Annotated in this window: 22 protein-coding genes and 1 pseudogene; 12 read left to right on the top strand and 11 right to left on the bottom strand. The window is 70.1% G+C overall.

The features are described 5' to 3' along the window. Positions 1-87: 87 nt before the first annotated feature. Positions 88-2,382 (top strand): hybrid sensor histidine kinase/response regulator, encoded by a 2,295-nt coding sequence (locus tag LG391_RS33500; RefSeq protein ID WP_225773340.1) that lies wholly within the window; start codon positions 88-90, stop codon positions 2,380-2,382. 75 nt (positions 2,383-2,457) lie between these two features. Here LG391_RS33500 and LG391_RS33505 read toward each other — a convergent pair whose 3' ends face one another. Continuing rightward, positions 2,458-3,417: a crotonase/enoyl-CoA hydratase family protein gene (locus LG391_RS33505; protein ID WP_225773342.1), complete on the bottom strand. Its 960-nt coding sequence runs from the start codon at positions 3,415-3,417 to the stop codon at positions 2,458-2,460. A 450-nt stretch (positions 3,418-3,867) separates the two neighbouring features. Further along, the gene (locus LG391_RS33510) at positions 3,868-5,031 is read right to left on the bottom strand and encodes a transglycosylase SLT domain-containing protein (RefSeq protein WP_225773344.1); all 1,164 of its coding nucleotides are present in this window, start codon (positions 5,029-5,031) and stop codon (positions 3,868-3,870) included. A gap of 213 nt (positions 5,032-5,244) precedes the next feature. Between LG391_RS33510 and LG391_RS33515 the strand changes: the two genes are divergently transcribed. The 3 genes and pseudogenes from LG391_RS33515 to LG391_RS33525 all read left to right on the top strand — a co-directional run bounded on the left by LG391_RS33515 (position 5,245) and on the right by LG391_RS33525 (position 7,295). Then, on the top strand, positions 5,245-5,811 hold the full coding sequence (locus LG391_RS33515; RefSeq protein WP_225773346.1) for a TIGR00645 family protein: 567 nt from the start codon (positions 5,245-5,247) through the stop codon (positions 5,809-5,811). After that, positions 5,808-6,272, top strand: a pseudogene (locus tag LG391_RS33520) (GNAT family N-acetyltransferase); the annotation flags it as partial. The gene LG391_RS33515 and the pseudogene LG391_RS33520, both read left to right, overlap by 4 nt. Before the next feature lie 105 nt (positions 6,273-6,377). Beyond that, the gene (locus tag LG391_RS33525; protein WP_225773443.1) at positions 6,378-7,295 is read left to right on the top strand and encodes an alpha/beta fold hydrolase; all 918 of its coding nucleotides are present in this window, start codon (positions 6,378-6,380) and stop codon (positions 7,293-7,295) included. Here LG391_RS33525 and LG391_RS33530 read toward each other — a convergent pair. After that, entirely contained in the window at positions 7,282-7,830 is a 549-nt protein-coding gene (locus LG391_RS33530; RefSeq protein WP_374200835.1) for a TetR/AcrR family transcriptional regulator, read from the bottom strand. The two genes, LG391_RS33525 and LG391_RS33530, sit on opposite strands and share 14 nt — an antisense overlap. 11 nt (positions 7,831-7,841) lie before the next feature. Continuing rightward, on the bottom strand, positions 7,842-8,315 hold the full coding sequence (locus LG391_RS33535; RefSeq protein ID WP_225773350.1) for a nuclear transport factor 2 family protein: 474 nt from the start codon (positions 8,313-8,315) through the stop codon (positions 7,842-7,844). Between the two features lie 177 nt (positions 8,316-8,492). Here LG391_RS33535 and LG391_RS33540 point away from each other — a divergent pair, with 177 nt between their 5' ends. From LG391_RS33540 to LG391_RS33550, 3 genes are all read left to right on the top strand, one after another. Beyond that, on the top strand, positions 8,493-9,002 hold the full coding sequence (locus LG391_RS33540; protein WP_225773351.1) for a DUF1993 family protein: 510 nt from the start codon (positions 8,493-8,495) through the stop codon (positions 9,000-9,002). A gap of 259 nt (positions 9,003-9,261) precedes the next feature. Next, entirely contained in the window at positions 9,262-10,293 is a 1,032-nt protein-coding gene (locus LG391_RS33545) for an NAD(P)-dependent alcohol dehydrogenase (RefSeq protein WP_225773353.1), read from the top strand. 89 nt (positions 10,294-10,382) lie between these two features. After that, positions 10,383-11,192 carry a DUF72 domain-containing protein gene (locus tag LG391_RS33550; RefSeq protein WP_225773355.1) on the top strand — a complete coding sequence of 270 codons (810 nt, stop codon included), beginning with the start codon at positions 10,383-10,385 and terminating at the stop codon, positions 11,190-11,192. Between the two features lie 6 nt (positions 11,193-11,198). Here the strand turns inward: LG391_RS33550 and LG391_RS33555 are convergent, their stop codons facing one another. Both LG391_RS33555 and LG391_RS34825 read right to left on the bottom strand, forming a co-directional pair. Continuing rightward, complete coding sequence (locus tag LG391_RS33555) at positions 11,199-12,146, bottom strand: shikimate dehydrogenase (protein WP_225773356.1); 948 nt, start codon at positions 12,144-12,146, stop codon at positions 11,199-11,201. Positions 12,147-12,149: 3 nt separating this feature from the next. Next, entirely contained in the window at positions 12,150-12,272 is a 123-nt protein-coding gene (locus LG391_RS34825; RefSeq protein WP_255647006.1) for a hypothetical protein, read from the bottom strand. Between the two features lie 146 nt (positions 12,273-12,418). Here LG391_RS34825 and LG391_RS33560 point away from each other — a divergent pair, with 146 nt between their 5' ends. Both LG391_RS33560 and LG391_RS33565 read left to right on the top strand, forming a co-directional pair. Then, positions 12,419-13,921 carry an FGGY-family carbohydrate kinase gene (locus tag LG391_RS33560; protein WP_225773358.1) on the top strand — a complete coding sequence of 501 codons (1,503 nt, stop codon included), beginning with the start codon at positions 12,419-12,421 and terminating at the stop codon, positions 13,919-13,921. A gap of 121 nt (positions 13,922-14,042) precedes the next feature. Then, the gene (locus tag LG391_RS33565; RefSeq protein ID WP_225767413.1) at positions 14,043-15,200 is read left to right on the top strand and encodes an IS110 family transposase; all 1,158 of its coding nucleotides are present in this window, start codon (positions 14,043-14,045) and stop codon (positions 15,198-15,200) included. Positions 15,201-15,705: 505 nt separating this feature from the next. Here the strand turns inward: LG391_RS33565 and LG391_RS33570 are convergent. Both LG391_RS33570 and LG391_RS33575 read right to left on the bottom strand, forming a co-directional pair. Then, positions 15,706-16,557 carry an aldo/keto reductase gene (locus LG391_RS33570; protein WP_225773360.1) on the bottom strand — a complete coding sequence of 284 codons (852 nt, stop codon included), beginning with the start codon at positions 16,555-16,557 and terminating at the stop codon, positions 15,706-15,708. Between the two features lie 17 nt (positions 16,558-16,574). Further along, the gene (locus tag LG391_RS33575; protein ID WP_225773361.1) at positions 16,575-17,573 is read right to left on the bottom strand and encodes a TIGR03571 family LLM class oxidoreductase; all 999 of its coding nucleotides are present in this window, start codon (positions 17,571-17,573) and stop codon (positions 16,575-16,577) included. A gap of 202 nt (positions 17,574-17,775) precedes the next feature. On the opposite strand from LG391_RS33575, the gene LG391_RS33580 reads away from it, so the two are divergent. Then, a complete protein-coding gene (locus LG391_RS33580; RefSeq protein WP_225773363.1) occupies positions 17,776-18,678 on the top strand; it encodes an NAD-dependent epimerase/dehydratase family protein in 903 nt (300 codons plus the stop codon). A gap of 50 nt (positions 18,679-18,728) precedes the next feature. Here the strand turns inward: LG391_RS33580 and LG391_RS33585 are convergent, their stop codons facing one another. Both LG391_RS33585 and lpxA read right to left on the bottom strand, forming a co-directional pair. Then, complete coding sequence (locus LG391_RS33585) at positions 18,729-19,193, bottom strand: SRPBCC family protein (RefSeq protein WP_225773364.1); 465 nt, start codon at positions 19,191-19,193, stop codon at positions 18,729-18,731. 61 nt (positions 19,194-19,254) lie between these two features. Continuing rightward, complete coding sequence (lpxA, locus tag LG391_RS33590) at positions 19,255-20,040, bottom strand: acyl-ACP--UDP-N-acetylglucosamine O-acyltransferase (RefSeq protein WP_225773366.1); 786 nt, start codon at positions 20,038-20,040, stop codon at positions 19,255-19,257. 152 nt (positions 20,041-20,192) lie between these two features. On the opposite strand from lpxA, the gene LG391_RS33595 reads away from it, so the two are divergent. Together LG391_RS33595 and LG391_RS33600 are read left to right on the top strand one after the other, a co-directional pair. Beyond that, a complete protein-coding gene (locus tag LG391_RS33595) occupies positions 20,193-21,737 on the top strand; it encodes an amidase (RefSeq protein ID WP_225773368.1) in 1,545 nt (514 codons plus the stop codon). Between the two features lie 89 nt (positions 21,738-21,826). Further along, entirely contained in the window at positions 21,827-22,438 is a 612-nt protein-coding gene (locus LG391_RS33600) for a LysE family translocator (protein WP_225773370.1), read from the top strand. Here the strand turns inward: LG391_RS33600 and LG391_RS33605 are convergent. Then, on the bottom strand, positions 22,435-23,556 hold the full coding sequence (locus tag LG391_RS33605; protein WP_225773372.1) for a DegT/DnrJ/EryC1/StrS aminotransferase family protein: 1,122 nt from the start codon (positions 23,554-23,556) through the stop codon (positions 22,435-22,437). The two genes, LG391_RS33600 and LG391_RS33605, sit on opposite strands and share 4 nt — an antisense overlap. Positions 23,557-23,602: the final 46 nt, after the last annotated feature.

Raw genomic sequence — 23,602 nt, forward strand, 5'->3', positions numbered from 1 at the left:
CTGGCGACCGGGCAGTACAACCTGGAGGCGGTCGCCGTCCTGGCCGGATATATCACACTCAACATCGCCATCCTGACCCATATCGCCATGCATCCGGCGATCTGCCGTCCCCGGCGGATCGTCGCCATCCTGGTCGATTTCGGCGCCATGTTCTGGGAGATGCACATCGGCGGCGAAGCCGCCACTATCCTGTTTCCGATCTATCTCTGGGTCATCTTCGGCAACGGCTTCCGTTTCGGCATCGCCTTTCTTGCGCTGGCCACCAGCGGCGGCCTGATCTCGTTCGGCGCGGTCGTGGCGACGACCGAGTTCTGGCGCGAGCACGGCGCGCTGTCGGCCGGCCTGCTCGGCGGCATGGTGCTGCTGCCGGCCTACGCCGCCACGCTGATCCGCAAGCTTTCCAGGGCAAGGCAGCAGGCAGAGGAGGCAAGCCAGGCGAAAAGCATGTTCCTGGCCAGCGTCAGCCACGAGTTGCGGACGCCCCTGACCGCCATCATCGGCATGGGATCGCTTCTGCACGACACCAAGCTGAACCCTTCGCAGCAAGAGATGACGCAGACCGTCGTCTCGGCCGGCCAGCAGCTTTTGACGCTGATCAACGATATCCTGGACTTCTCTCGCATCGAAGCCGGACAGATGACGGTGCAGGTCGCCGATTTCGACCTGCCATCGGTGCTGTCGGAAATGCGGGCGATGGTCCTGACCGAGGCAAAATCCAAGGGCCTGCATCTCGGCGTTCATATCGACCATCGCGTGCCGCTCCGACTGCGAGGCAGCGAGCGACATCTCCGGGAAGTCGTCCTCAACCTGCTCGGCAACGCCGTCAAGTTCACCGAGGCCGGCAGCGTGGTCATCGCCGTCCGGCCGGAAGCCGGCCTGGACGATCGACCGCGGCTGCGCTTCGAGGTCTCCGACACCGGAATCGGCATCGAGCCGGAGGCCTCCGGTCACATCTTCGAAAGCTTCCGACAGGCCGACGCTTCGATCATGGATCGGTTCGGCGGCACCGGCTTGGGGCTCGCCATCTGCAAACGGCTGGTCACCCTGCTCGGCGGCGAGATCGGCGTCGACAGCACGCCCGGTGTCGGCAGCACCTTCTGGTTCACATTGGCATTCGATCAGGCAGCCGATGTCGAGGCGCAGCCTGTCGTCGAACCGATTCCCGATCTCGGCGTGGTCGCCACGGACGCGGCGCTGATCGGACGGCTGATGCCGCTGTTGACGCCGGCCGCCAGCACGGTCGAGACCTTCGGCTCGATCGACGCGATGCTGGCGTGGCAGCCTCTGCGCTCGGCCGACGCGGCCGCGATCCTGATCGTGGACCGGGGCGCCTTGCCGAGCGACCCGAACCGGCAAGCGGCGATCCTCGCTGCGCTGCGTTCGGCGCCGGCCATCCGCCCGATCCTGCTCATCGATCCGGCCAGCGGCGAGAGCATCTCGCACGATCTGACGGAAGTCTTCGTCACCGCGATCCCAGCAGACGCGGATACCCGAACCATCGGCACCGCCTTCCGCATCGCGCAGGCCGGACGCCCGCAGGGCAAGCGGAAGGCCGCGGCCGCTCATCGCCAAGCCCCGGCGGGGCGCAGCCTGTCCGTCCTGGTTGCGGACGACAACCGCATCAACCAGAAGGTCCTGCGGGAGATCCTGACGCGGGCCGGTCATCAGGTGCGGCTGGTGGCCAACGGCGAGGAGGCCCTGGACGCGCTGGACGCGGCGACCTTTGACCTCGTCCTGATGGACATCAACATGCCGGTGATGAACGGCGTCGAGGCCACGAAGCTGTTCCGCTTCACCGCGCTGGACCGGCCGCATGTCCCGATCATCGCCTTGACCGCCGATGCCACGCCGGGTGTCGCCGCGCGCTGCGCCGAGGCCGGCATGGACGCCTGCCTGACCAAGCCGATCGAGCCCGAGCAGCTGTTCGCCACCATCGATGAGGTATTGCAGGAGCATGTCTCCAAAGCGCCGCCGCAACCGCTGCCGGACAACGTCACGACGCTGCCCCAGGCCGGTCCGGCCGCAATCGACATGCGCGTCATCGATCGCCTGGAAGCCCTGGGCGGCAACGAATTCCTGGTCGAGCTGATCGACGATTTCCTGGCGGATATCGAGACGATTGCCGAGGACATGAAACTCTCAGTGCAGAAAGGCGACGCCATGCTGTTCCGGGCGAACGCCCATGCCTTGCGCAGCGCCACGGCGAATGTCGGCGCGCGCGGCCTGTCGGATCTCTGCCAGGACTGGCAGGGCATCAGCGGGCCGGATCTCGCCCGCAACGGCCAGACTTATCTGCGGCGTCTGGCGGCCGAAATGGAGCGCCTGCGCCCGATCCTGCTGCGGCGGCGCGGCACCGCGGCCCGGCCGGCGCAGAACGGCTGATCCGGACCGGGAAAATGAGGCGACCGGCTCCCCAGCCCGTCGCCTCAGCTGCCCCTCGGACCACGAGTTTGGACGTCACTCGGCCGCGATCGGCATGATCGCGGCGCGCCGACGATCCTGCGCCGCAGTCAGCCTCGCCATCTTGCGGAGATCGGATTCGCCGAGGCCAAGGCAGGCATCGGCCCAGATGTCGACCACGTCACGCAACTCACCGAGCGTGATCGGGTTGACCCGGCGCCGGGCCTGGATCAGGGCCCGGTGTGCATTGTACTTGCGGCCATTCTCCGTAATGTATTCGCGGACCGCCTCGGTGCCCTTGCCGTCCTCGGCGAGCACGTCGACGATGCCCATCTCGTGCAGCTCCTCAGCGGTGTAGATCCGCCCGCTGGTGATCATCTTCTCCGTCGTCACCGCGCCGACCCGGCGGGACAGGAAGCTGTACGCCCCCATGCCGGGGAACAGGTTGAACAGGATCTCGGGCAGCCCCATCTTGGCGCTCCGCTCAGCCACGATCATGTCGAGCGACAAGGCGCATTCGAAGCCGCCGCCCAGCGCATCGCCCTGGACCAGCCCCATGGTGATGATCGGGGTGCCGAAGGCGACATGGTTGCGATAGATCGGCTCGATCGCGGCATGGGCATAGCGGCGAAGCGCCACCCTGTCCCCGGCCCGAATCTTCTCGATGAACAGGCCCAGATCGCCGCCCATGCTGTAGATCCCCGGAAGGCCCGAAGCGAAGACGAAGTAGCGGATCGGCGGTTCTTCATCCGCCCGTTCGACGAACATGCGCTGGATCGACAGCTGCATATCAGTGATGTCCTGCAGCAGTTCCGGCGTGAAGCTCGGCCGTCCTTCCGGCTGCATGAAGCACCAGTATGTCCGGGCGACCGGGTCGAGCTCGACGGCCAGATTGCGGTAGTGGCTGCGAGCGACTTCGAGATGGGCGGGCTCTCGCGCCTTGGAAACAAGGGACGGTCGTCCGAAGACGGAAGGCAGTTGCTGAGCTGGCTCGGGAATGGCGACGCTGGGGGTCATCTCGTGCTCCTTCGGTTGATGCCGCCCCGCTGCAAGCCTGATCGTCAGCAAGGGAGGTCTTCTTCTGCGGAGCGGCACGAACATAGTGCGCATTTCGGTTTATTTTGGCCACCCAGGATCAATTATTCGCGTATTGTTGGTATAAGTTGCATAGATTTTTAATGATATTTTATGTCGGCCGCATTACGACGGACTATGCGCAAAATCGAATTTTTGATGAATTAGCCTAAAATAGGGATAAAGCCTCGCCGAAATCGACAACCATCCTCTGTCCGAGGTATGCGGCTTCGGATCGGGAAGGCTCTCGTATTCCGCGGGGTCGGCGGCGGTCGGGGCGGGTGGGCAGCGGCTGCAGGCGGCATGAATTGCGATGCGGCACACCTGCACGATCCGGATCGGCCGGATGGCGGCGGCGAGTGGCCGTCGCCTCCGCGGCCGCTGCTCAGGCCGTTACTTGCCCGGCGCCGAAGGCACGTACCAGCCGGCGGGCAGGCCGCTGGCCTGGCGCCGAACGGGGGCCGGCGCGGCCGGGGTGGTCGCCGCCACCCGGGTCGGCGCCACCGCCACCGGGGTCGGGGCCGGCACTGCCCTGGCCTGCCGGGCCTGCGGCTGGGCGACCGCCCGCGGCGCCACCGGGGCGGCGCTCGGCCGCTCGGGCTGCGAGGCCGCCATCGCCAGCAACACGTCGTCGACCGGCGCGACCTGCGGCCGGTCCGGGATCGGCGCCATGCGGACGGGGGCGGGCCGTGCCGCGGCCTGGTGGACCGGCGCCGGCATCGGCGCCACGCGATCGGGGATCGGCGCCATCGCCACCACCGGCCGGGACGGCGCGACCCGGTCAGGGATCGGCTGCATCGCCACCACCGCTGGCTGGGCCGGGACCGGCTGACCGGTGCGGTCGGCGATGGCGGCGTCGACCCGCGCCATCGTGCCCTGCTCCTCCGGCGACAGCCGGTCGGGGATCGGCGCCATCGCCATCACCACCGGAGACCGGCTGCCCGGCTGCCCGGTGCGGGCCTGGATCGCGCCGTCGACCCGCTGCTGGATCTGCTGCTCAGCGTATTGCGTCATCCGGTCGGGCCGGCTGGAGCCCGGTTCGATGCCGGCGATCTGCGGGCCGACGATGTCCATGTAGCGCCGGGTCTCCGGCGGCAGGCTGCGGCCGTTCTCGACATATTGCCGGTAGCGGCCCGGCCCGGCGTTGTGGGCGCCGAGGAGGCCGGGCGGGCCGTACATCTCGTACAGCTCGCGGATATGGGCCGTGCCCGCCATGATGTTGTTCTCGGGGTCGTAGGGGTCGCGGCCGAGGCCGTGCTTGACCCGCAGCTCCTCATAGGTGGCCGGCATCACCTGCATCAGGCCCTGGGCCCCGGCCGAGCTGGTGATCGGCTGGCCGCCCTTCCAGGTGGCGCGGCCGCCGCTCTCGATCCGCATCACCTCGCGGATCCATTCGGGCGGCACGTTGAAGCGCTTCGACGCCTTCTGGATCTGCGGCTCCCAATAGGCGACGTTGCCGCCCGACGGCCGAGGCTTGTCGCCGCCGCAACCGGCGATCATTCCGGCGACCAGACCGAGCGTCGCCGCGGTCCTCAGCCAGTGTCCCCAACCGGCCATGGCAGGCCCCCTCCAGACTCCCCCGGGCACAAGCGCCCCTTGTTACATCGTGATCACAAGGACCGACGACAAGCCATTCAAACCTATCATGTTTGTCGAAAGAATGGCACCCCCGACGAATCGAGGCGCAGGGCCGGCTTTCGGAAAATCCCTCTCCGACAGGTCGCGTCGCGCCTGTATAAGGGCGCCCGATCTTTGCTTCCGGAGCCGGACATGCCGCAGGACGCCGCCCCCGCCCCGACGCCGCACCGCCTGCGGCCGCTGCCGATGGTGATCTTCGGCTCGCGCTGGCTGCAGCTGCCGCTCTATCTCGGTCTGATCGTGGCCCAGGGCGTCTACGCCTTCCTGTTCCTGAAGGAGCTGTGGCACCTGGTCAGCCACGCGCCCGAGCTGACCGAGCAGCAGATCATGCTGGTGGTGCTGGGGCTGATCGACGTGGTGATGATCTCGAACCTGCTGATGATGGTGATCGTCGGCGGCTACGAGACCTTCGTCTCCCGCCTCGGGCTGAACGGCCATCCCGACCAGCCGGAATGGCTCGACCACGTCAACGCCAGCATCCTGAAGGTGAAGCTGGCCATGGCGATCATCGGCATCTCCTCGATCCACCTGCTGCGCACCTTCATCGGCGCCGGCAATGTCGGGGCGCCGGAGAATACCGGCTACACCGAGATGGGGATCATCCTGCAGACGGTGATCCACAGCGTCTTCATCCTGTCGGCGATCGGCATCGCCCTGATCGACCGCCTTTCCCAACCCGCCACCGACCGGCCGCATTGAGGCCCGATCCGGCCATCGCCGCCCTGGCGGAGACGGAGCTGACCGCCGGGGACCTGCGGCTGGAGCCACTTCAGCCAGACCACGCCGAACCGCTGTTCGACGGCTTGGCCGATCCCGTCCTCTACCGCTTCATCCCGCAGGAGCCGCCTTCCGACGCCGCAGCGCTGCGGGCCCGGTTCAAACGGCTGGCCGCGCGCCGGTCGCCGGCCGGGGACCAGGCCTGGCTGAACTGGGCGATCCGCCTGCCCGACGGCAGCTACGCCGGGCTGGTCGAGGCCACGGTCGGCGGCAGCGGCGCGGCCGACATCGCCTATTTCGTCTTCTGCCGCTGCCAGGGACGCGGCATCGGCCGTCGCGCCGTCGGCGCCGTGGTCGAAGCACTGGCGGCCGAGCCGGCGGTCACCGCGATCGGCGCCTCGATCGACACCTGCAACGTGACCTCGATCGCGCTGGTGGAGGCGCTCGGCTTCGAGCGGACCGGGACGATCCGCGACGCCGATCATTTCAAGGGGCGCTCCAGCGACGAGTATCGGTACCAGTTGCCGCTCCGGCGCCGAGGAGCTGGAATGCCGCCCATGACCCAGGACCTGATGCCCGGCTTCACGCCGTTCGACGTCGAGACCGCGCCCGGCATCCGCATCCACGGCGTGCGCGCCGGCGACGGGCCGCCGGTGCTGCTGCTGCACGGCCACCCGCAGACCCATGTCACCTGGTGCGAGGTGGCGCCGCGCCTGGTTGCGGCCGGCCATTCGGTGGTCGCCGCCGATCTGCGCGGCTATGGCGACAGCGCCCGGCCGGAGGGCGGCGAGAACCATGTCGCCTATTCGAAGCGGGAGATGGCTGCCGACCAGGTGGCGGTGATGCGCGCCCTGGGGCACGACCGTTTCGCCGTGGTCGGCCATGACCGCGGCGGCCGCGTCGCCCACCGCATGGCGCTGGATCATCCGGACGCCGTCCGCCGCATCGCGGTGCTGGACATCGCCCCGACGGCGACGATGTACGCCCGCACCGACCGGCAATTCGCCACCCGCTATTTCTGGTGGTTCTTCCTGATCCAGCCGGCGCCGCTGCCGGAGCGATTGATCGAGGCCGATCCGGAATTCTACCTGCGCCACCATCTGGCCGGGCAGAGCCGGACCCCGGGCCTGCCGCGCGAGGATCTGGTGCAGGAGTATCTGCGCTGCTACCGCCAGCCCGGCGCGGTCCACGCCATCTGCGAGGACTACCGCGCCGCGGCGACGATCGACCTGGAGCATGACGCCGCCGATGCCGATCGCCGCATCGAGGCACCGCTGCTGGCGCTGTGGGGCGCGAAGGGCGTGGTCGGCGAACTCTATGACGTGCTGGCGACCTGGCGCGAGAAGGCCACGGATGTCCGTGGCCGCGCCCTGCCCTGCGGCCACGCGCTGCAGGAGGAACGGCCGGAGGAGACCGCCGAGGCGCTGATCGGGTTCCTGCGGGAGGACCCGCTCACGTCGCCATGAGCCGGGCCTCGATCCGGGCCAGCGAGCGGCGGAAGGCGGCGGGCTCGTCCAGCGCCCGGGCCAGGACCAGGGCGCCCTGGATCGCCGCCACCGCCTCCTCCGCCCGGTCGCGCGCCGCGTCCTCGGGCCGGCCGGACCGCACCAGGGCCTGCGCCAGGGCATCGGTCCAGGCGGCGAAATAGCCGTGGATGGCGGCACCGAAACGGTCGCGGACATCGCCCAGCGCGAAGGCGCCGACCAGGCAGACCCGGCGGCCGGAGCGGAAATAGCCGTCGACCGCGCGGATCATCTCCGCCACCGCGCGGCGCGGCTCCTCCTCCCGCAGCGGGCGGAAGATGTGCTGCTCGAACCAGCCGTCGATCTCGGCCAGCACCGCCGCCGCCATCTCCTCTTTCCCGCCCGGGAAGAAATGGTAGAGGCTGCCCTTGCCGAGGCCGGTGCGCTGGCCGATCAGGGCCAGGCTGGCGCCCTCGAAGCCGTGCTCGCGGAAGACCTCGGCCAGGGCGGGCAGCACATCCGCCCGCTCCGCCACCACCCTCGGCAAGGCTAGAGCCCGAGGTCGCTCAAGCCCGGATGGTCCGCCGGCCGCGGGCCCGACCGGTCCCAGTGGAACTTGCGCTCGGACTCGGCGATCGGCCGGTCGTTGATCGAGGCGTGGCGGGCGCGCATCAGCCCGTGCTCATCGAACTCCCAGTTCTCGTTGCCGTAGGAGCGGTACCACTGGCCGGAATCGTCGCGCCATTCATAGGCGAAGCGGACAGCGATGCGGTTGCCTTCGAAGGCCCAGAGTTCCTTGATCAGCCGGTACTCCAGCTCCCGCGCCCATTTCCGGGTCAGGAACTCGACGATCTGGGCGCGGCCCTGCGGGAACTCCGCCCGGTTCCGCCAGCGGCTGTCCTCGGTATAGGCCAGAGAGACCCGCTGCGGGTCGCGGCTGTTCCAGGCGTCCTCGGCCATGCGGACCTTTTGGATCGCGGTCTCGCGGGTGAAGGGCGGCAGCGGCGGACGGTCGGCGGTCATGACGGCTCTCCTCGACGGGACTGTACCGAACGGAACTGACTTTACCGATTGGTACAAACAACGATGCAATCCGTCAAGCCGTGCGGACCTTGACCGCAAGCGAGTCGAGGGCGGAGGGTTCACCCGCCGCCGAACGCCCGGGCTGTCGCGGCGCCCGTACTTCATCGGAGCACTCCCTTGCCTCTCTCCCTGCACGAGATCTCGGTCGGCGTGATGCTGCCGAAGCTGCGCATGCTGTCGACGCTGCTGGACAAGGCCGCGGCCCATGCCGAGGCCGGCGGGATCGACCCCGCCACGCTGGTCGAGGCGCGCCTGGCGCCCGACATGTACCCGCTGTCGGGCCAGATCCAGCGCGTCAGCGACGCCGCCAAGTTCGGCGCCGCCCGCCTGGCCGGACTGACGCCGCCGCCCTTCGAGGACAACGAGACCACCCTGCCCCAGCTGCAGGAGCGGCTGGCCAAGACCATCGCCTATCTGGAGAGCGTCGGCCCCGACCAGATCGACGGGCGGGAGGAGGAGACGGTGATCCTCCCCCTGCGCGACCGGAAAGTGGAGTTCACCGGCCGCAGCTACGTGCTGACCATGGTGCTGCCGAACTTCTATTTTCACGTCGTCACCGCTTACGACATCCTCCGCCACAAGGGCGTGGAGATCGGCAAGCGGGACTATCTGGCGCTGGCGGGTTGAGGCCTTTTCCCAACCCCGTCATGGCGAGGCGCGCAGCGCCGTGGCCATCCAGAGGCCGCTCGCACCGCCCCCTGGATGGCCACGCCCCTTCGGGGCTCGCCATGACGGAAGAGGGGGAAGATGGGCCCGATCCATCATGAACTTTCGTATCCAATAAAAAACATTTGTGCAGAGACGCCTTCCCTGCTCCCGGCAGGATGTCGTACCAATGAAGGGTGGGGCCGGCCGCGGGGCCGGCCCGAATTCGGGAGGAAGCCAGATGCGTGCACTGGTCCTGGAGCGGCAGAGGGAGTTGTCGCTGCGAGAGATCGACCTGCCCCGGACGCTCGGGCCGGGCGACGTCCGGATCAAGATCGACACCGTCGGCGTCTGCGGCAGCGACGTGCACTACTACACCCACGGCCGGATCGGGCCCTTCGTGGTGAAGGAGCCGATGGTGCTGGGCCATGAGGCCGCCGGCACCGTGATCGAGACCGGCCCCGGCGTCACCAGCCTGAAGCCCGGCGACCGGGTCTGCATGGAGCCGGGCATCCCCGACCTGACCTCCAAGGCCTCGAAGCTGGGCCTCTACAACGTCGACCCCAGCGTCGTGTTCTGGGCCACCCCGCCGGTGCATGGCTGCCTGACGCCCGAGGTGGTGCACCCCGCCGGCTTCACCTTCAAGCTGCCGGACAACGTCTCCTTCGCCGAGGGCGCGATGGTGGAGCCCTTCGCCGTCGGCCTGCAGGCGGCGGTGAAGGCGCGGATCCAGCCGGGCGATTTCGCCGTGGTGATCGGCGCCGGCCCGATCGGCATCATGGCGGCATTGGCGGCGCTGGCCGGCGGCTGCAGCCGGGTGCTGATCTCCGATCTGCTGCCGGAGAAGCTGGCGATCGCCGAGCGCTATCCCGGCATCACCGGCGTCAACATCCGCGAGAAAAGCCTGGCCGACGCCGTGGCCGAGGCGACGGACGGCTGGGGCGCCGATGTGGTGTTCGAGGCCAGCGGCAGCCCCCGCGCCTATCCTGGCATCTTCGATGCCGTCCGCCCCGGCGGCTGCCTGGTGGTGATCGGCATGCCGGTCGAGCCGGTCGCGGTCGACCTGGTCGCCGCCGCGGCCAAGGAGGTGCGGATCGAGACCGTGTTCCGCTACGCCAATGTCTACGACCGCGCCATCGCCATGATCGCCTCCGGCAAGGTCGACCTGAAGCCGCTGGTCACCCACACCTACGGCTTCGAGGACAGCATCAAGGCCTTCGAGCGCGCGGCCGAGGGCCGGCCGGGCGACGTCAAGCTGCAGATCAAGCTGTAATCGCGCAGAGCGCCGGCCCGATGCGGCCGGCGCTTGATTCCTCGTTCGCCTTATGTTCCAGTGTCAGGACAGGCCAACGGGAGGACGCCATGGCGGCGAAGCAGGCAACGGGGATTCGCGTCGGCATCGGCGGCTGGACCTTCGAGCCCTGGCGCGAGACCTTCTACCCCAAGGGTTTGGCCCAAAAGCGCGAGCTGGAATACGCCTCGCGCCAGGTCACCTCGATCGAGATCAACGGCACCTATTACGGCTCGCAGAAGCCCGAGAGCTTCGCCAAATGGCGTGAGGAGACGCCGGAGGGCTTCGTCTTCTCGGTCAAGGGCACGCGCTTCACCACCAACCGGCGGGTGCTGGCCGAGGCCGGCGAGTCGATCGAGCGATTCGTCGGCAGCGGCATCACCGAATTGAAGGAGAAGCTGGGGCCGATCAACTGGCAGTTCCTGCCGACCAAGCAGTTCGACCCGAAGGATTTCGAGGCCTTCCTGAAGCTGCTGCCGCACAGCGTCGACGGCCACGCCCTGCGCCATGTGGTCGAGGTCCGGCACGACAGCTTCCGCACCCCCGAATTCATCGACATGCTGCGGGCATACAAGGTGGCGGTGGTGCTGACCGACAAGGAGGGCTTCCCGGAGATCCCGGACGTCACCGCCCCCTTCGTCTATGCCCGGCTGCAGCGCGCCTCGGAAGAGGTCGAGACCGGCTACGCCCCGAAGGCGATCGACCAATGGGCCAAGCGGGCCAAGGCCTGGGCCGAGGGCGGCGCGCCGGACGACCTGACGCCGGTCGGGGCGCCGGAGAAGAAGCCGCCGAAGTCGCGTGACGTCTTCATCTACATGATCAACGGCTTCAAGCCGAAGGCCCCGGCCGCGGCCATGGCACTGATCAAGAAGCTGGGATGAGCGCGCCTACCCTCGCGCCGCCGCGGCCGCGATCCGGGACAGCTCGTCGAAGCGTGGGCCGCAGGTCGGGATCTCGATATGGAAGACCTCGGCGATCGCCCGGGTCCAGCCATGGATGAAATAGGTCCAGCCGTCCTCCACCGTCAGGCCGCGCGCCGCCTGCTGCCGCCGAGCCTGGTCCAGGAACAGGAGGTCGCCGCGATAGTTGAGGTCCCAAAGCAGGCCGCCCTGCGGGAACGGCGCCGCGCCGGTCAGCGGCGATCCTGGCGCATCCTTGCCCAGGCCGGTGGCGTTGACCACCACCGAGTCGGACTTCAGACCGCGCAGCGCCGTGTCGTTGTCGGTGGGCCCCTGTGCCAGGACATAGTCGACCGGGACGGTGCGTCCCATCTCGCCGTGAAGGCGCCGGATCTCGTCGAGCCGCTCGGGGCTGCGGTCCGACACCACGATCCGCACCGGCCGGTCGGGCCGGGCGTGCATCGCGTGCCAGGTCAGGGCGATGGCGGCACCGCCGGCTCCGATCGAGAACAGTTCCGCCCCCGTCCGGGTGAAGTGGCCAGCCGGCACGAAGGCGTCGAAGGCGAGGCCGGCGGAGATCGGGTCCTTGGCGTGTCCGACCAGCCGGCCGCCGGCCTTGGAGAGGCAGCTCACCTCGTCCAGCCGCGCGGCGTGCGGATCGATCTCGTCGAACAGGTCGCGGCAGGCGTGGAACAGGTCGATCTTGTGGGTGGTGACCAGGGCGCCGAGCGACAGCGGGTCGGCGCGGATAAAAGCCACGGCTTCTCTATAGGCGGCGGGGTCCGCATGCAGCGGGAAGTCGATGCCGCGGATCACGGCATCCGCCAGGCCGAGCGCCTGGGCCCAGGCCGGGAACACCGTCATGATCGAGCTTTTGCCGGTGGTGACGCCAATGAAATAGAGCGTCGGCAGGATGGCGGGCGGAAGAACTGCCACGGCTCAGCCCCCGTGCTCCGCCGCGGCGAACAGCGGATCGATCTGCGCTTGCGGCCGCGGCCGGTAGCCCGGATTGTCGCCGTCCCGCACTTGCAGCATGCAGCTCATGGGTTCACGCAGCGGCATGACGGCCCGCGTTCCATTGTTCTCCCGCTGACAAAAGGAGTGGCTCGGTTCCGGTGCGGACGCAAGCCCGTTCCCGATCGGGGTCGGATCGACGGCGGGAAACCGCCGCGGTCCTGCTGTCGGCAATCAGCGCCACAGATCCGCCCATGACCCAGGACCTCGCCCTTTCGATCGATGTCGGCACCGGCAGCGCGCGGGCGGCGCTGGTCGACGGCGGCGGGCGGATCCTGGCCATCGCGGCACGGGAGCACGAGCAGATCGTGCCGCAGTTCGGCTGGTCGGAGCAGCGGCCGGCCGACTGGTGGGCCGGCGTCGTGCAGTCGGTGCGGACCGTGCTGGACCAGGTCGAGGGCGCCCGCGGCCGCATCGCCGCGATCTGCGCTTGCGGCCAGATGCACGGCACGGTGCTGGTCGACGACGCCGGTACCCTGACCCGCGACACCGTCCCGCTGTGGAACGACAAGCGCACGCTCGACCTCGTCGCGGCCTTCGAGCGCGACCATGCGCCGGAGAGCTATCTGGCCGAGAGCGGCAACCCGCCGACGCCGGCCTGGCCGGGCTTCAAGCTGGCCTGGATCCGCGACCACGACCCCGAGGCCTGGCGCCGGGCGGCCGCCGTGATGATGCCGAAGGACTGGGTCAATTTCCGCCTGACCGGCGAGATCGCCATGGAGGCGACGGAAGGCTCCTGCAGCTTCCTGATGAACCCGGCGACGCGCGACTGGTCATCCGCGATGATCGCGCTGATGGGGCTGGACGCCGCCAAGCTGCCGCGGCTGCGGTCGCCGCTGGAGATCCTGGGCGGCGTCACCGCCGCGGCGGCGGCCGAGACCGGCGTGCTCGAGGGCACGCCGGTGCTGGTCGGCGGCGCCGACTACCCGATGGCGCTCCTGGGTTCCGGCGCCTGCCGGCCGGGGCTGGTCTCCGACGTCACCGGCACCTCCTCGATCATCACCCTGATCACCGGGGCGCCGCTGCTGGACCCCGAGATCTGCAACGTCGCCACGATCGAGGGCGGCTGGGGGCCGTTCGTGCTGCTGGAGAGCGGCGGCGATGCCATGCGCTGGGCCCGCCGCGCCTTCCACGAGGGCGCGCTGGGCTATCCCGAGATCGTCGCCAAGGCGGCCGAGGCGGCGCCGGGCGCCGGCGGCCTGCTGTTCCTGCCCTATCTGGTGGGCGAGCGGCTGGGCGCCCACCGCAACGCCCGGGCGCAGTTCTTCGGCCTGGGCGCCGGCCACGGCCTGGCCGAGCTGCACCGGGCGGTGCTGGAAGGCGTGGCCTTCGCCGTCACCCGCCACATCCGGGTGATGGAGGCGGCGTCGGGCCGGCCGCTGGACCGGCTGATCGCGTCGGGCGGCGGCGCCAAGACCGGGCTGTGGCTGAAGATCAAGGCCAGCGCCACCGGCCTGCCGATCCTGGTGCCGGAGGAGGCGGAGTGTGGCGTGGTCGGCTGCGCCGCCATGGTCGCCGCCGCCACCGGCCGGTTCAGCACGGTGCAGGATGCGGCCGGAACCTACGTGCGCTATGGCGCCGAGATCGCCCCCGACCCCGCCTGGGCCGAGCGCTACGCCCGGATGCAGCCGGTGTTCGACCGGCTCTACCATCACAGCCAGGCGCTGTATGACGATCTGGATGGGATCGGGTCTTAGGGGCGGTCCTCCCAGTCGTCATTGCGAGGAGGCGAAGCCGACGAAGATTCCATGAGGGTGGATAGCGGCCAGGAGTCGGCCCAGGCTGAGGTTGCTATCCCACTCACCCTGGAGACGACCGATGCTCGATCAACCTTGCGAGGGACAGGCCGCTATCCGGACACAGATTGGCGCAATTTTTGTGTCATTGGAACTGAGCCGTTCGAGTTGGCTGATCACCTCACTGTCGCCCGGCGGCGGGGAGAAGATGTCCAAGCACAGCGTCGGGGCGGGCGATGTCGCGGGGCTGCTGGCGCTGTTTGCAGAGTTCAGGCGCAAGGCGGCGATGCGGACGGGCCGGAGCTATCCGATCATCACCGTTCAGGAGACTGGGCTGGACGGGTTCTGGCTGCACCGGGTTCTGTGTCGGGAGGGGATCGAGAGCCACGTGGTGGATCCGGCGTCGATTGCGGCGCCGCGTCGGCGCCGGCGGGCCAAGACGGACCGGCTCGACGGCGAGGCGCTGCTGCGGGCGCTTCTGGCCTACAAGCGCGGCGAGCCGCGGGTCTGCGCCATGGTGGTGGCGCCCTCTCCGGAAGAGGAGGACCGGCGCCGGCTGTGCCGCGAACGCCAGACGCTGATCTGTGAGCGGACCACGCATGTGAACCGGATCAAGGGGCTTCTGTTCGCGCAGGGTATCACCGACTACGCGCCGCAGCGGCGCGACCGGCGGGAGCGGCTTGCGGCCTTGCACACGGCCGACGGGCGGGCGCTGCCGCCGCACTTGACGGCGCAGATCAGCCGCGAGTTGGACCGGCTCGAGCTGCTGGTCGACCAGATCAAGAGGGTCGAGGCCGAGCAGGAGGCCGTGCTGGCCGAGACCGGCGCCGGTGAGACGGCCGCCTCGGAGCCGGTGGCGATGCTGTCGGCAGTGCGGGGGATCGGCGCCACCTTTGCGGCGGTTCTCTGGTCGGAGGGCTTCTATCGATCCTTCGCCAATCGCCGCCAGGTGGCCGCCTATGCGGGGCTGGCGGCGACGCCGTGGCGCAGCGGCAGCATCATGCATGAGCAGGGTGTGTCGAAGGCCGGCAATCCGCGGCTGCGCACCGTGATGATCCAGCTCGCCTGGCTGTGGCTGCGGCACCAGCCGCAGTCGGCCCTGGCACGCTGGTTCCAGGCCCGTGGCCAGCGCGACCGCAAGCGCGCCATCGTCGCCCTGGCGCGCAAGCTTCTGGTGGCCTTGTGGAAGTACGTCACAGCCGGCGTCGTCATCGAGGGCGCGGTGATCAAGACGGCCTGACCACAGGCCGCCGCCCAGCCGTTCCGCCGAGGCCCGATCAGCCTCGGCCGATCCGGGTGGACGAACCGATGGATTGCATGGCTCATCGCCGCAACGAAGACTGGTCTCGTCCTCTCGAGCCTGCCCGCCGCAAGCGGAAGCGTGGTGCTGTCGCCTCGCGCGACGACCGAATGTGAGTTTGATCTGGCCGGCAACCCAGATCGTCGCACCGGCTCGACCCAGGGATCGCCACGGCCCTCCGCTCCGGTGCTGCCGACCGCACCAGCTTGATGGCGCGCTCGATCACGTCAAGACCAAGCCGCTTCGCGGCGCCCCTGCGGGCCGGCCTTGACTTGATCTGCGCGCGCCATCGGTCACGCCATCGCCGCCAGCAACAACGAAAGACCTCTCGCCCCCCCTTGACCCATACACTCCTCATGTGAGCAATCCAGGGGCCACGCCAAACGGCCCTGGATTGCTTCGCTGCGCTCGCAATGACGGCTGGGAATTCAGAGACCTCTTCGCCTCACGCCGCATCCCACGCCGGCGCCAGACCCTCCGGGCTGACCAGGCGGCCGTCAGGGCGGGCCAAAGCGTGGATCGCGGCCATCTCCTCGGCCGAAAGCGCGAAGTCGAAGATCGCCAGGTTGGCGGCGGCGCGGGCCTCGCTGACCGTCTTCGACAGGGCGACGACGCCCGGCTGCTGCACCAGCCAGCGCAGCACCACCTGCGCCTCGGTCCTGCCGTGGCGGTCGGCGATCGCCTGGATCACCGGGTCGCCGATCACCTTGCCGTCGGCCATGCCGTAATAGGCGGTCACGCTCATCCCGGCCGCGCGGGCCGCCGCCAGCACCGCCGACTGGCCGAGATAGGGATGGTATTCGACCTGGTTGGTGACCAGCGGCGCTGCGCTGAGCGACGCGGCCTCGGCCATCAGCGCGGTGCTGAAGTTGCTGATGCCGATATGGCGCACCTTGCCGGCGGCCCTGACCTCGTTCAGCGCGCCGATCTGCTCGGCCAGCGGCACGTCCTGGTTCGGCCAGTGCAGCAGCAGCAGGTCGACATGGCCGGTGCCCAGCTTGCGCAGGCTGTCGTCGACCGAGCGCAGGAAGGCCTCGCGGCGGTAGTTGGCGACCCAGACCTTGGTGGTCAGGAACACGTCGTCGCGGGCGACGCCGGAGGCGGCCAGGCCTTCGCCGACCTCGGCCTCGTTGCCGTAGATCTGCGCCGTGTCGATGTGGCGGTAGCCGAGCGACAGCACGTGCCGGACCATCCGGACCGTGTCCGGGCCGTTCATCCGGAAGGTGCCGAAGCCGAGCGCCGGGATCTCGGCGCCGTTCGCCGTGACGAGGGGGGCGGTGACCAGGGGAGCGGTCATGTCCGTGTCCTTTCTTCTCATTCGGCGGCGTCGGCCGCCGGGCTGTTGTGGATCTGCGGCAGCACCTCGCGCGCCAGCTCGTCGAGGACCTCCTCGACCGGGCGGCGGGAGTGCCGCAGCTGCAGCGCCAGGTGGTCGACGCCCAGCGCCGCGATCCGGTGCAGATGCTCGACCAGGCGGTTCCGGCCGAGCCGCGCGCCGAAGCGGTGCGGCTGCGGCGCCGAGTCCGGGTCCTCGGCCAGGTCGAGGTGGAAGGCGCTGATGAAGGGCCGCCGCGCGTCGTGCTTGCGGTGCCATTGCTGCGCCTGGGCGGCCAGCAGCTCCGGCGTGTTCGGGTAGACGAACCAGCCGTCCATCTGGTCCGCGATCCAGTCCAGGCTCTGCCGGCCGCGCCCGGCCATCACCAGCGGGATCGACGGCTGGACCGGCCGGGGCAGCAGGTCGAGGGACGGATCCCGCACGCCGTCGCCGAGCGGCAGCCCGCCCGGCCGCCAAGCCTGGCGGATCCAGGCGACGGCGTCGCGGAAAGCTTCGCCGCGGGCTTCGAAATCGAGCCCCAGCAGCGGGAACTCCACCGGCCGGTCGCCGGTGGCGACGCCGAGGATCAGCCGGCCGCCGGACAGGGCGTCGACCGAGGCCACGGCCTTCGCCGTCATCATCGGGGGACGCAGCGGCAGCACCACCGCGGCGGTGCCGAGGGCGACGCGTTCCGTGATCCCGGCCAGGAAGCCGAGATGGGCGAAGACGTCGTAGACCGAGCCGGCATCGCCGAAGCGCTGCGGATCGAAGACCGGGACGTCGCGCATCCAGATCGCCGCGAAGCCGGAGCGGTCGACCTGCCGCACCCGGTCGGCATGGCGGGCCAGGTCGGGCACGCCGAAGGGACGGCCGTCGGCGCGGCGGGCGGCCTCGCCCATCGGCGACCAGTCGTTGTCGAGCGGCAGCTCGATGCCGAGCGTCAGGCCGTGCGGCCGGCGGATCAGGTCGAGCGCCGATCCTTCCATGTGAGACGTCATGCTCCTCTCCCCTGCCCTGCCCTGCACTGCGACCGGCGCCTGGGCGGTTCGTGTCGGAGCGCAATGTGGTCAGGACCGGCGGTGGCGATAATCCGGCCGGGCAGATCAAAGCTTGTGAATTCAATTCGCGAATGCATGCGTTCTCGGCCACGAATTCCGCACCATCTTTTCTGGTGGACACAACACAGCAGAGAGCATCGGCATGACCATCTTCCTGACCGGCGCCACGGGCTTCATCGGTGGCGCCGTCGCTTTCCGCCTGAAGGCCTCGGGCCACCGGATCCGAGGCCTCGTGCGCTCACCGGAGAAGGCGGAGCGGCTTCGGGCGCTGGGCATCGAGCCGGTGCTGGGCGACCTGTCCGACACGGCGCTGCTGGCGCGGGAAGCGGAGACCGCCGATGCGGTCGTCAACACCGCCGATTCCGACGACCGGCCGGCGGTCGAGGCCTTCCTCGACGCGCTCGCCGGCAGCGGCAAGCCCTTCCTGCACACCAGCGGCACCAGCGTGGTGGCCGACGATGCCCGCGGCGAATGGGCGTCCGATCGCGTCTACGACGAGGACACGCCGGTCGAGCCGGTGCCGGGCAAGGCAGCGCGGGTCGCCATCGACCGAATGATCGTGGACGCCGCCGGCCGAGGCGTGAGGGCCATCGTGCTGTGCAACAGCCTGATCTACGGCACCGGCCCCGGGCTGCACCCGGACAGCGTGCAGATCCCGACCCTGGTCGCCGAGGCTCGCAGGACCGGCGTGGTCCGGCATATCGGGCGCGGCCTCAACATCTGGTCGAACGTGCATGTCGACGACATGGCGGATCTCTACGCCCTGGCGCTGGACCGCGCCCCGGCCGGCGCCTTCTACTACGTCGAGAACGGCGAGGCCTCCTTCGCCGAGGCTGCGGCGGCGATCGCCCGGCGCCTCGGCCTCGCGGCGCCGAGGCCCTGGCCGGCCGACGAGGCCATCGCCGCGCTGGGCTTCGGCCATGCCGTCTATGCGCTCGGCTCGAACAGCCGGGTTCGAGGCAAGCGGGCGCGGGCGGAGCTGGGCTGGGCGCCGAAGCATGCGTCGCTGATCGAGTGGATCGAGACCGAGATGCCGGTCGGCTGAGACATCGTGGGTCGGGTTCGCCCTGGCGAACCCGACCTACACGCTGGTCCTCAGCCCCGCATGTACCGCGCGAAATCGGCGAGGATCAGCGGCCAGCCCCCGGGCGAGGCCATGCCGTCGCGCAGCCGGGCCGCCCCGTCGCCGTGGCGTTCGAAATCGCGGTGCTCCAGCTCGATCCGGGTGCGCCCCTGCTCCGGCACGAAGCGGATCTCGACCTCGCTGGCCCGCTCCTCCGGCTCCGGCGCCCGCTCCGGGCTGACGGCGAAGGACAGCACCAGCCGCGACGGCGGCTCCCAGGCGCGGATCTCGCCCCAGGCGGTCTCGCGGCCGGCACTGTCGCGCTCGAACCACAGGCCGCCGGCCCGCGGCTCGATCACCGCGGTGTCGAGCTCGGCCTGGGCGTAGGTATAGGCGAGCGGCCACCACCGCCCGATCTCCCGGGTGAAAGCGTCGAAGGCACGGTCCTGCGGCGCGTCGACGATGATGCCGGCCTGGATCGGGCTCACGGCGGTCATGGCGTCCTCCTCGACGATCGGCTTCGAGTCATCAACGCGCCGAGAGGCCGGCCCGTTGCCGTCAGGCCGCGACCAGCCCGCGCCTGGTGTCGGACAGGAACTCCAGCAGCTCGGCCACGCCCTTGTCGCCGGCGTGGTCGCGGCGGACCCGGGCCATCCGCTCGGCCTTCTCCCCGGAACCGCGGAACAGGGTGCGGAAGACGCGGCGCAGGGCCATCACCTCGGGCTCGCTGAAGCCGTGGCGGCGCAGCCCGACCTCGTTCAGCGACACCAGCCGCGCCCGGTCGCCCTGGACCAGGCAGAAGGGCGGCACGTCCTGGGCCACCATGGCGCCGGCGGCGACGAAAGCGTGGGCGCCGATGCGGGTGAACTGGTGCACCCCGGCCAGCCCGCTGACATGGACGTGGTCCCCGACCTCGACATGGCCGGCCAGGGTCGCGGCGTTGGCGAACTGGGCGTGGTTGCCGATCCGGCAGTCATGGGCGATGTGCGAGCAGGCCATGAACAGGTTGCCGTCGCCGACCGTGGTCAGCCCGCCGGAGACGCCGACGCCCGGCTGGATGGTGACATATTCGCGGATGATGTTGTCATGGCCGATGACCAGCCGCGTCTCCTCGCCCTTCCACTTCAGGTCCTGCGGCGGCGCGCCGACCGAAGCGAACTGGAATATCTGGTTGCGGTCGCCGATCTCGGTCCGCCCCTCGACCACCGCATGCGGCCCGACGATGCAGTCGCGGCCCATCCGGACCTTCGGCCCGATCACGGCGTAGGGGCCGATGCGGGTGCCCTCGCCGATCTCGGCTCCGGGCTCGATGATCGCGGTGCGGTGGATCAGGGGTGACGTCATGCATAGTCCCGAACGGAAACGCCGGACACTCCGGCACGCCGGCGATCCTGCCCACAGGACAGCAAGAGACAAACTCAAAATTTGTTACGAATCATTGCGTTGCCACCGATGCATGGCCTCATGCTATCGTCCGGCACCTGTCCGGAGCTGCCATGACCACTGCCGTATCGACCGCGATCGACACTGTCGAGATGACGGTGGCCGACGTCGCGGCCGCCTTCGCCCGGGGCGTCACCGCGGAAGCGTTGACGCAAACCTTCCTCGACCGCATCGCCCGATACAATCCGCGCTATGTCGCGGTGATCACGCCCAATCCCGACGCCCTGCGCGAGGCGCGCGAGATCGACCGGCGACGCACCGCGGGCGAGGCGCCGGGCCCGCTGGCCGGGGTGCCGGTCGTGGTCAAGGACACGATGGACATGGCCGGACTGCCCAGCACCGGCGGCTGGCGGCTGCTGAGCGCCCGGGCCGGCGGCGTCGACCTGATCCCGGCGACGGATTCGCCCGTGGTGGCGCGGATGCGCGCCGCCGGCGCCGTGATCCTGGGCAAGACCAACGTCCCCGTGCTGAGCGCATCGGGCAGCCATGCCGACGACAGCTGGGCCGGCGCGACGCTCAATGCCGCCGACCCCGGCCGCGTGCCGGGCGGCAGCAGCGCCGGGACCGCCACCGCGGTCGCCGGCAGCCTCGCCGTGCTGGGCCTGGCGGAGGAGACCGGCGGGTCGATCCAGAACCCCGCCGCGGCGCAGGATCTGGTCGGGATCAAGCCGAGCTTCGGCCTGGTGCCCAATGCCGGGGTCATGCCGCTGGCCGGCAGCACCCGCGACGTCGTCGGCCCGATCGCGCGCTGCGTGCGCGACGCGGCGCTGACGCTGGACGTGCTGGCCGGCTTCAGCCCGGAGGACCCGAAGACCGCGGCCGGGATCGGCCACAGGCCGCCGGCCGGATATGCCGCCGGCCTCGACCCCGGATCGCTGCGCGGCAGGCGCTTCGGCCTGTACGGGCCGGGATGGCGCAGCCAGCCCCTGTCGGCCGAGGTGGCCGCGACGTATCGGAGGGCGATCGGCGAGCTGGAGGCACGGGGCGCGGTCCTGGTCGAGGACCCGTTCGCGGGCACCGGCTTCGCCGACATCGCCCGCCCGGGGCCCGCCGCCGACGGCTACGACCCGCGCGGCAGCGAGGGGCTGCCCCACGACCTGGACCAGTATCTGAAGCGGCTGGGCCCGCAGGCCGCGATCCGGTCCTTCGATGCCTTCAAGGCCGCAGTCGCGGCGGAGGATCCGTTCGGCCCGGACGGCGTGCTGTTCGACCTCGCCGACCTGCCGGGATTCCGGGCCAGCCTGGCCGACCCGCTGGCGCCGCCGGATCTGTCCGGGTTCCTGGCGGCGAAGGAAGCCTATCTCGCGATCTTCGCAGAAACCCTGGCCCGGCATCGGCTCGACGGGCTGGTGCTGCCGCAGATGCGCGAGGTGCTGCCGTTGGTCGGAAGCGGCGCGCGGATCCAGGAGACCGCGGTCTCGGAGATCAACATCGCCGGCCTGCCCGGCGTGACCGTGCCGGCCGGCCGCACCGCGTCGGGCGCGCCCTTCGGCCTGCTGTTCATCGGCCCGATGTGGAGCGAGGCCGCCCTGCTGTCCTTCGCCTTCGACTACGAGCGCGCCACCCGGCTTCGCAGGCCGCCGGCCCTGACCCCGTGACGCCGCGGCCCTGGCCGCTCCGGCCCCGGACGGGCATAATCCGACCGCAACGATCCGGGCAGACACCGCCCGCTGGGGAGGATCCGCCGATGGAGCCGTCGACGCTGCTGATCTACGCCGTCACGCTCGGCGTCGCCTGCGCCGTGCCGGGCCCAACCACCGCGGCGCTGGTGGCGCGGGTGCTGGGCCGCGGCAGCCGCGGGGCGCCGGCCTTCTGCGCCGGGCTGATGGCCGGCGACCTGATGTGGCTCGGCGCCACGGCGCTCGGCCTCGCCATGCTGGCGGCGACGCTGCAACCGGTCTTCGTCGCGATCAAATACGCCGGCGCCGTCTATCTGCTGTATCTCGCCTGGCGGCTGTGGACCGCCCCGGCCGCGGAGCCGGTCGAGGCGCAGCCGGTGCGCGGCGAAGGCGTACGGCTGTTCCTGGCCGGCATCTCGGTCTGCCTCGGCAACCCGAAGACGACATTGTTCTACCTGGCGCTGCTGCCGACCATCATCGACCTGCCGCGGCTGACCTGGCTGGGCTTCGCCGAGCTCGCCGCCACGCTGATGGCGGTCTACGGCGCGGTGCTGGCGGCCTATGTCGTGCTGGCGCTGCGCGCCCGGCGGATGTTCCGGTCGCCGCGGGCGCTGAAGGCGATCAACCGCGGCACCGGCGCAGTGATGGCCGGCGCCGCAGTGGCCGTCGCAACTCGCTAACCGACCGCGGCGATCACCGCGTCGCAGACGCGGTCGGCGTCGGCGTCGGACAGGAAGGGGTGCATCGGCAGGCTCAGCACCTCGCGGCTCAGCGCCTCGCTGACCGGCAGCGAACCCTCGCCTTCGCCATGGGCGCGATACGCCTCAGCCAGGGGCATCGGCGTCGGATAGTAGATCGCGGTCGGCACCCCGGCCTCGCCCAGCCTGGCCCGCACCGCGTCGCGGTCGGTCACGCGGATGGTGTACTGCGCCCAGGCGCAGGTCAGCCCGTCCGGCATCACCGGCGTCTGGATGCGGTTGGACAGCCGGGCCGAATAGTGCCGCGCCAGCCGGTCGCGGGCCTCCAGCTCCTCGCCGAAGCTGGGCAGCTTGGCCAGCAGCACCGCCGCCTGGATGGTGTCGAACCGGGCGTTGAGGCCGACCCGCACGGTGTCGTAGCGGCTCTTGCCCTCGCCATGGACGCGGATCGACTTGAGGACCGCCGCCAACTCGTCGTCATCGGTGAAGATGGCGCCGCCGTCGCCGTAGCAGCCCAGCGGCTTGGCCGGGTAGAAGCTGGTAGCGGTGACCGGCGCCAGCGACCCGACCGGGCGGCCGTGGAAGGCGCCGCCGAAGCTCTGCGCCGCGTCGTCGATGACGAACAGGCCGTGCGCGTCGGCGACCGCCTGCAGCTTCGGGTAATCGACCGGCAGGCCGAACAGGTCGACCGCGATCACCGCCTTCAGCGCCAGCCTGCCCGCAGCCTTGACCGCGGCGATGCGGCGCTCGAGATCGGCCAGGTCGATCAGGTAGGTCTCGGGGTCGACATCGACGAAGACCGGTGAGGCGCCGAGCAGCAGGATCGCCTCGGCCGTCGCGGTGAAGGTGAAGGCCGGCACGAAGACGGCGTCGCCCGGGCCGATGCCGCGGGCCATCAGCGGCATGATCAGGGCGTCGGTGCCGCTGGCCACCGTCAGGCAATGGCGGGCGCCGGCCCGACGCGCCAACTCGCCCTCCAGCTCCGCCACCTCCGGCCCCAGGATGTACTGGCCGTGGTCCAGCACCGCATGGATGCGGGCGTCGATCAGGGGCTTCAGGCGGGCGTATTGCTGCTTGAGGTCGACGAAGGGGAGCGACACGGGCGAGCCTCGGCTATCGGAACTGGGGGTGATGTAGCCCCGCCCC

Source organism: Inquilinus sp. Marseille-Q2685 (genome assembly GCF_916619195.1).
GTDB lineage: Bacteria > Pseudomonadota > Alphaproteobacteria > DSM-16000 > Inquilinaceae > Inquilinus.

Coding starts and splice junctions, on each gene's coding strand:
- LG391_RS33500 (WP_225773340.1), top strand. CDS start 88: ATGCATCCGGCGATCTGCCGTCCCCGGCGGATCGTCGCCATCCTGGTC.
- LG391_RS33505 (WP_225773342.1), bottom strand. CDS start 3,417: ATGACCCCCAGCGTCGCCATTCCCGAGCCAGCTCAGCAACTGCCTTCC.
- LG391_RS33510 (WP_225773344.1), bottom strand. CDS start 5,031: ATGGCCGGTTGGGGACACTGGCTGAGGACCGCGGCGACGCTCGGTCTG.
- LG391_RS33515 (WP_225773346.1), top strand. CDS start 5,245: ATGCCGCAGGACGCCGCCCCCGCCCCGACGCCGCACCGCCTGCGGCCG.
- LG391_RS33525 (WP_225773443.1), top strand. CDS start 6,378: ATGCCGCCCATGACCCAGGACCTGATGCCCGGCTTCACGCCGTTCGAC.
- LG391_RS33535 (WP_225773350.1), bottom strand. CDS start 8,315: ATGACCGCCGACCGTCCGCCGCTGCCGCCCTTCACCCGCGAGACCGCG.
- LG391_RS33545 (WP_225773353.1), top strand. CDS start 9,262: ATGCGTGCACTGGTCCTGGAGCGGCAGAGGGAGTTGTCGCTGCGAGAG.
- LG391_RS33550 (WP_225773355.1), top strand. CDS start 10,383: ATGGCGGCGAAGCAGGCAACGGGGATTCGCGTCGGCATCGGCGGCTGG.
- LG391_RS34825 (WP_255647006.1), bottom strand. CDS start 12,272: ATGCCGCTGCGTGAACCCATGAGCTGCATGCTGCAAGTGCGGGACGGC.
- LG391_RS33560 (WP_225773358.1), top strand. CDS start 12,419: ATGACCCAGGACCTCGCCCTTTCGATCGATGTCGGCACCGGCAGCGCG.
- LG391_RS33565 (WP_225767413.1), top strand. CDS start 14,043: ATGCTCGATCAACCTTGCGAGGGACAGGCCGCTATCCGGACACAGATT.
- LG391_RS33570 (WP_225773360.1), bottom strand. CDS start 16,557: ATGACCGCTCCCCTGGTCACCGCCCCCCTCGTCACGGCGAACGGCGCC.
- LG391_RS33575 (WP_225773361.1), bottom strand. CDS start 17,573: ATGACGTCTCACATGGAAGGATCGGCGCTCGACCTGATCCGCCGGCCG.
- LG391_RS33580 (WP_225773363.1), top strand. CDS start 17,776: ATGACCATCTTCCTGACCGGCGCCACGGGCTTCATCGGTGGCGCCGTC.
- LG391_RS33585 (WP_225773364.1), bottom strand. CDS start 19,193: ATGACCGCCGTGAGCCCGATCCAGGCCGGCATCATCGTCGACGCGCCG.
- lpxA (WP_225773366.1), bottom strand. CDS start 20,040: ATGACGTCACCCCTGATCCACCGCACCGCGATCATCGAGCCCGGAGCC.
- LG391_RS33595 (WP_225773368.1), top strand. CDS start 20,193: ATGACCACTGCCGTATCGACCGCGATCGACACTGTCGAGATGACGGTG.
- LG391_RS33600 (WP_225773370.1), top strand. CDS start 21,827: ATGGAGCCGTCGACGCTGCTGATCTACGCCGTCACGCTCGGCGTCGCC.